The following is a 6,446-nucleotide window of genomic DNA, read 5'->3' on the forward strand; positions in this document are numbered from 1 at the left end:
GCTGGCTAATTGTTCCGGAAAGATATCTCTCTACAAAATGAATCTTCTCTTCTGGAGTTAATTTCGTTTTAAATGACATAAAAACTCCCCCCATAGTCGACAATCTATTTTTTCATTGTCTCCTATAAGGGGAGCATATCATCAACCACCGCAACCGGCCAATTTCATTTTATTCAATTTTACATTCGAGTGCTGTCCCCCAGCAAGCAACGTAACAAGATAAATTGCTTGAGTTCACTCTACTCGGCAGTAAAATAATCCTTGTTTTCAAGCAGTGTAAAACTAATCCTCCGGTTTTCTTAGTGCTTTTTCTTTTTCAACTACTGCCTGCTCATAGCTTGCAATTTTATAATCCAGGCGTTCTAGTGTTTTCTTCATATCTGCCATTCTTGTTATGAGCTGCTTACGCTGCTCAATAACAAGTTCTTTTCTTGCCTCAATGGTTTTATCACCCTGTTGAAACAGCCCGACATACTCAATCAATACTTCAATTGGAAGACCTGCACCTCGCATACATTTGATAAATTCGACCCACTTACAGTTTTCTTCCGTATAATCCCTAATTCCGCTTTTATTGCGGTTCACACGAGGAATCAGGCCGATGCGTTCATAATAGCGGAGTGTATCCTGTGGAAGATCAAATTTTTCGCTTACTTCTGTAATCGTCATGCGGTTTCACCTCCTGATATTCAATATTATAAAGCTTAAAGTTGGCTCCAAGTCAAGAGTTTTTAAATAGCAGTAATAATCCATGCTACTATTTAAAAATACATAATTCCAATTCTATTTCCCCTTCGTTATGGTATCAAATCAAGTTTTTTAGCCAGTTTGCGACATCTTTGTCTGCTCTACTCACACTTCCGCCTATAATCGCTAAACCGGACAGCACCTTTGCATTCGGACAAAGCTTCTTGATATCGCGTTCACTACTTCCCATTCCACTACCTTCATGTGTGCAATATGGAATAATGGTTTTTCCTGAAAAATCATACGCCTCTAAAAACGTAAATACCGCCATCGGCATCGTTCCCCACCAGTTCGGATACCCGATATAAATCACATCATAAGAATCCATATCATCTACTGTTGCGGTAAGCTCAGGTCTGGCATTTTGCCTCTTTTCTTCCTGTGCTACATTTGTTGTTTCCGTATAATCTTCTGGATAGGATTTTACTGTTTCGATTTGGAACATGTCGCTTCCTGTTAATTCCTGTATTTTCTTTGCGATTACTTCTGTGTTTCCAATTGGCAGGTTTACAATACTACCTCCCACATAATTATTTCCTTTGCGTGAAAAGTAAGCGATAAGGCTCTTTGAATTTGCCATTTCCTATTCCTTCCTTTCTAATCAATCTTTTTTATTCTACCTACTAAATATCATATTTGACGGTACTAAGCCATTTCACGATTACTGGATCAGCACGATTACCTTCTTTAAACTCAGCCTATCACCTAGAGTTAACTCCAAGTCAAGTATTTTTTTGGAGTGCAGCTAAGCTGCACTCCAATCTGCACATTTCATTCCGTAATGTCAGGTAATATCCGCCCAGTTCATAAGCCATGACAACAGTACTGAGATTGTTTAGAAATAAAATCCCTTTGCTTCACACATCCGTCCGCGGACATTCACATGAAGCGGACATTTTTTCTCGTAGGCACTATAAGATAAATTTCATGTTATTTTAAATTGTTATATTCCTCATCCGTTACGGGTTCCAGCCATTCGGCATCTCCCTTTTCGGGATTAGTACTTATCGCGATATGTACAAGCCAGCTATCAGGTGTAGCACCATGCCAATGTTTCACATCTGGATGGATCTTTACAACGTCGCCTTCTTTGATTACCTGTACAGGCTTGCCTTCTTCCTGATAGTATCCTTTGCCGCCGGTAACAAGCAGAATCTGCCCACCTGGATGCTTGTGCCAATTATTTCTTGCGCCAGGCTCAAAAGTTACATTCCCGATTGGGCAATTAAAGCTGTCATTGGAAACCAGCATTTCAAGCCATGTAGCCCCTATGAAATAGTCGTTCGTAATTTTTTGACCCTTTGGAAAGATAACACTTTCACTTAATTTTTTTGATTTGTCCATGTTCTATTCTCCTTTAACTTTTTCGTGATATTATACCCTTCTTGAAAATCAATCTATCACTTGGAGTCCAGTCCAAGTCAAGTATTTTTTTGGGGGGAGTTCAGTTAACTGAACTCCCATCCTGTATTTTTGCGGTTTCCAATTCGGACTAGGTTTTCTGCACTGAATTATTGGGATGGGTTTAAGTTGAAAAAATAATTTTCATAAAACCTATTGACTTTGAGTGGACTCCAAGTTGTAGCATAGATAATGTGAAACAATAGTTAAACTTGTGTTAGAGAGGGGAATGAAAACATGTCCAGCAAAGTATATTTTGTAAATTTACGGGCGAGAACAGATAAGAGTAATAAAATAAGCAAAATAAGAAGCTTATTTGATCGGGCCGGGTTGAGTGAGCTTATTCAACCGGATGACCTCACAGCTATAAAGTTGACCTTCGGCGAACGCGGCAGCGATGGCTTTATTAGTCCTGTTTTTGTGCGTCAGGTAGTGGATAAAATCAAGGAAAAGGGCGCTAAAGCGTTTCTGACCGATACCAATACACTCTATTCAGGCAGCCGGCATAATGCGGTTGATCATTTGCTGACCGCGTTGGAACATGGTTATGATTATACCGTTACAGGGGCACCAGTTATCATAGCAGATGGCTTACGCAGTGAAAATATGACTGAAGTACAGATTGATAAAAAGCACTTTACTAAGGTGAAACTGGCTACAGACCTTATCAGTGCCGACAGCGTAATTGTATTATCCCACTTTAAGGGGCATGAGATGGCGGGCTTCGGTGGGGCCATAAAAAATTTGGCCATGGGTGGAGCACCGGCGATTGGTAAAAAGGAGCAGCATGCGACCAGGATTATAGTCGATCAGGATAAATGCGTCGGCTGTGAAAAGTGCAGTGCAGTTTGTCCGGAAAAGGCGATTACTGTGAGTGAAAAGAAGGCAACTATCACTTTGGATACATGTATCGGCTGCGGTGAGTGTTTAACTGTTTGTCCGGTAAAGGCCATTGGCATGGACTGGGCGACAGACCTAGTAGCTTTTCTCGAACGAATGACCGAATATGGCTATGGGGTTGCCAAGGCACATGAGAAACGTATCGGTTATATAAACTTTCTGTTGAATATCACACCTGATTGTGACTGTGCGTCGTGGAGCGATGCACCGATTGTTCCTGATATCGGTTTCTTGGCATCCACGGACCCGGTAGCTATTGATCAGGCAAGTTATGATCTGGTAAATAAACAGCTTGGCTTCTCTAATTCTTTGCTTTCTTGCAATCATGAAGCCGATGCGGATAAGTTTCAGGGTTTGCGCTCCCATATAGACGGGACTATCCAGATGCGATATGGAGAAGAAATTGGTATGGGCAGCCGCGATTATGAATTAATCGTCCTGTAGTATTGCGGATAATAGCCGAATAAGTATTTTAGTTAACGGTAACCGCAGCAGAAACTTCAATAAAATATGGGGTTGGCAAACCCTCTGGTTTTCCAGCCCCCGTTATAACTTAAGAAATATTAAACTTCTACGAAAAAGCATAATAAATTTCGGTGAGTATCGTCAAAGAGATTGGAGATGTATAGATGAAAAGAAAAAAAGATCACATTATCAGTGCAATCTTTATACTGGGAGTAATGTTTTCCTTTTATAATATATACTCTAGCTGCTTTGTCGGTATCTTCTATACAATGACAGATGAACAATATGCCCGCGAAGCACAAAAGATTCTGAATGACACTCTTTCGCCTTGTCAACCTCCTACAGACTAGGCAGAGCTCCAACTAATGCAGCTCCAATGGCCATACTGACAATCTGAATAATATTCTCCAACAGAACCGCTCGTGCGATTTTTGAGAGCCACCATGTGCATGAAATAGAGCCACGATGTTACTCCGAGAGCCACTTTGTACATCCCCGTATAATGAATTTATGCACTGTTTTAGTGTAAATAAATTCAGGGGAGGTCATTAGATTGACCAATTATCGTGAAATCCTTCGGCTTTGCAGCCAAGGAATAAGTCAACGTGGCATCGCATCGAGTTGTCAGTGCTCACGCAATACCGTTTCTGCAGTCATTAAGCGTGCAGATGAAATCGGTATATCTTGGCCGTTTGAAAAGGAAATGTCAAATGGCGAGTTACAAACGCTCCTATTCCCGGAAAAGGATCTTCCTACAACTAGGAAAATCCCTGACTGCGAGTACATTCACAAAGAAATGGCAAAGAGCGGTGTTACATTAAGTCTTCTATGGGATGAATATTGTCAGCAATGTCGCCAAATTAATGAAATTCCACTCATGTACAGCCAGTTCTGCCGATATTATCGCAAGTATGCTAATACTACAAAAGCTACTATGCACATAGGCAGTAAGCCTGGCGAAAAGCTTGAAGTCGATTGGGCAGGGCAAACGGCTCAAATCGTTGATCGTGATACCGGCGAGATCATTCCTGTTTATGTATTTGTAGCGGCCCTATCCTGTAGTCAATACACATACGTAGAAGCATTTCTATCTCAAAATCAAGAATGCTGGATAGCAGCTCATGTAAATGCCTACAAGTTCTTTGGCGGCGTTACGAGAATACTTGTACCTGATAACTTGAAAACAGGAGTTGAAAAGGTATCATGGTATACACCAACAATCAACAAAACTTATCATGAAATGGCTGAACATTACGGGACAGCAGTCATACCAGCCCGTGTCAGAAAGCCAAAAGATAAGGCTAGTGTTGAAGGTGCCGTAGGCATCATATCTACATGGATTATCGCTGCACTGAGAAATCAGAGATACTTTACGCTAAAAGAACTGAATGAAGCTATGCACCATAAGCTAATTGGATTTAATAATAAACCTTTTCAGAAAAAAACGGGATGCAGGCTGAGTGTCTTTCTCGAGGAGGAGAAAAGCACTCTTATACCACTGCCTGCAACCCCATACGAATTAGCCTATTGGAAGACAGCTATCGTACAGTTCAATTATCACATATCTACCGATAAAATTCACTATTCAGTGCCCTATGAGTATATAAAACACAAAGTAGATGTAAGGATCACACGCAATATAGTAGAAATATTTTACAATAGCCATCGTATTGCTTCACATGTAAGGCTTTATGGACGTGCTGGGCAATACAGTACGATTCCGGAACACATGCCTGAAAATCATCAAAGCTACAACTCCTGGAATTCAGAACGTTTTATATCTTGGGCCAAAAACATTGGCTCCAATACTGCTATAGTCGTTAAAGCTATTTTATCTTCACATAAAGTAGAACAGCAAGGGTACAGGTCTTGCATTGCCCTATTAAAGCTTGCAGACAAGTATTCTGTCACTCGTGTAGAAGAAGCTTGTAAAAAAGCGCTATCTTACACTCCTCGTCCTAGTTATAAAAGCATTCAAACAATCCTTCAAACAGGACAGGACAAGCTGAAATACAAAGAAGACACTACGCCAATCAGTAATGATAATACCACGCAGTTTGGTTTTACTAGAGGCGCTGGCTACTATGGAGGGAAAAATAATGGTTAATGAAACGACTATATCAAAATTGCATGAAATGCGTCTTACTGCAATGGCTGATTCTTATAGAGAGCAACTTAAAGACAACGCATTCAGCGAGTTAAGCTTTGAAGAACGCTTCGGTCTTGTCGTAGATTTGGAATGGTCTAGACGTAAAAGCAATAAACTCACCAAGTTAATCAAAAAAGCTGACTTTAGATTTAGTAATGCCTGTGTAGAAGATATCGAATACCATGCTGACAGAAAGCTGGATAAAACTCTTATTACCCGATTGTCAACTTGCAATTACATTCAAGAAAAGCATAATATAATCGTTATGGGCGCATCTGGCAATGGTAAGTCCTATATAGGTTGTGCATTGGGTGTGGCTGCTTGCCGAAATTATTTTACAGTTAAATATGTCCGCTTGCCTGACTTGCTCGATGAATTAGCTATCGCCAGAGGTGAAGGTATATTTAAAAAGGTAATGAAGCAGTACAAAAGTGTAAGCCTGCTAGTACTTGATGAATGGCTACTTGTTCCTCTGAAAGGAAGCGAAGCTCGTGATTTACTTGAAATCATCGAGGCAAGACATCAAAATGGTTCAACTATCTTTTGTTCCCAATTCGCGCCTGGCGGATGGCATGAAAAAATTGGTGAAGATACATTAGCAGATGCTATTCTTGACCGAATCGTCCATGATTCCTATACAATCCACATAGATGGTAAAGTATCAATGAGAGAACGTAGAGGATTACAAGATAAGAATTAACTAATCTAAAATCCATGGGAGTCATCAATAATTGAAAGGTGGCTCCCATGATGAATACAGTGGCTCTCTTTGATGCACAGGGTG

The 6,446-nt window shown here is 40.5% G+C and carries 6 protein-coding genes; 3 read left to right on the forward strand and 3 right to left on the reverse strand.

Translation table 11 applies throughout. The features are described from left to right. Window positions 1-282: 282 nt before the first annotated feature. The 3 genes from VN447_RS18930 to VN447_RS18940 form a co-directional block, all read right to left on the reverse strand. Window positions 283-669, reverse strand: a complete 387-nt coding sequence (locus VN447_RS18930) for a MerR family transcriptional regulator (protein ID WP_325527211.1) — start codon at window positions 667-669, stop codon at window positions 283-285. Between the two features lie 136 nt (window positions 670-805). Beyond that, window positions 806-1,327, reverse strand: coding sequence for a flavodoxin (locus VN447_RS18935; RefSeq protein ID WP_325527213.1), 522 nt, complete (start codon window positions 1,325-1,327; stop codon window positions 806-808). Between the two features lie 350 nt (window positions 1,328-1,677). Continuing rightward, window positions 1,678-2,091 carry a (R)-mandelonitrile lyase gene (locus tag VN447_RS18940; RefSeq protein WP_325527215.1) on the reverse strand — a complete coding sequence of 138 codons (414 nt, stop codon included), beginning with the start codon at window positions 2,089-2,091 and terminating at the stop codon, window positions 1,678-1,680. Between the two features lie 294 nt (window positions 2,092-2,385). On the opposite strand from VN447_RS18940, the gene VN447_RS18945 reads away from it, so the two are divergent. The 3 genes from VN447_RS18945 to istB all read left to right on the forward strand — a co-directional run bounded on the left by VN447_RS18945 (window position 2,386) and on the right by istB (window position 6,362). Then, window positions 2,386-3,492, forward strand: a complete 1,107-nt coding sequence (locus VN447_RS18945) for a DUF362 domain-containing protein (RefSeq protein WP_325527217.1) — start codon at window positions 2,386-2,388, stop codon at window positions 3,490-3,492. Window positions 3,493-4,066: 574 nt separating this feature from the next. Beyond that, window positions 4,067-5,620 carry an IS21 family transposase gene (istA, locus tag VN447_RS18950; protein WP_325527219.1) on the forward strand — a complete coding sequence of 518 codons (1,554 nt, stop codon included), beginning with the start codon at window positions 4,067-4,069 and terminating at the stop codon, window positions 5,618-5,620. Then, complete coding sequence (gene istB, locus VN447_RS18955) at window positions 5,613-6,362, forward strand: IS21-like element helper ATPase IstB (RefSeq protein WP_325527220.1); 750 nt, start codon at window positions 5,613-5,615, stop codon at window positions 6,360-6,362. Before istA ends, istB begins: the two co-directional genes overlap by 8 nt. Window positions 6,363-6,446: the final 84 nt, after the last annotated feature.

The sequence above is a fragment of the Sporomusa sp. genome, from assembly GCF_035561155.1.
GTDB lineage: Bacteria > Bacillota > Negativicutes > Sporomusales > Sporomusaceae > Sporomusa.

Excerpts from the sequence above, each read along its gene's own strand:
- VN447_RS18930 (WP_325527211.1), bottom strand. The coding sequence starts at position 669 with ATGACGATTACAGAAGTAAGCGAAAAATTTGATCTTCCACAGGATACA.
- istB (WP_325527220.1), top strand. The coding sequence starts at position 5,613 with ATGGTTAATGAAACGACTATATCAAAATTGCATGAAATGCGTCTTACT.
- VN447_RS18945 (WP_325527217.1), top strand. The coding sequence starts at position 2,386 with ATGTCCAGCAAAGTATATTTTGTAAATTTACGGGCGAGAACAGATAAG.
- VN447_RS18935 (WP_325527213.1), bottom strand. The coding sequence starts at position 1,327 with ATGGCAAATTCAAAGAGCCTTATCGCTTACTTTTCACGCAAAGGAAAT.
- VN447_RS18940 (WP_325527215.1), bottom strand. The coding sequence starts at position 2,091 with ATGGACAAATCAAAAAAATTAAGTGAAAGTGTTATCTTTCCAAAGGGT.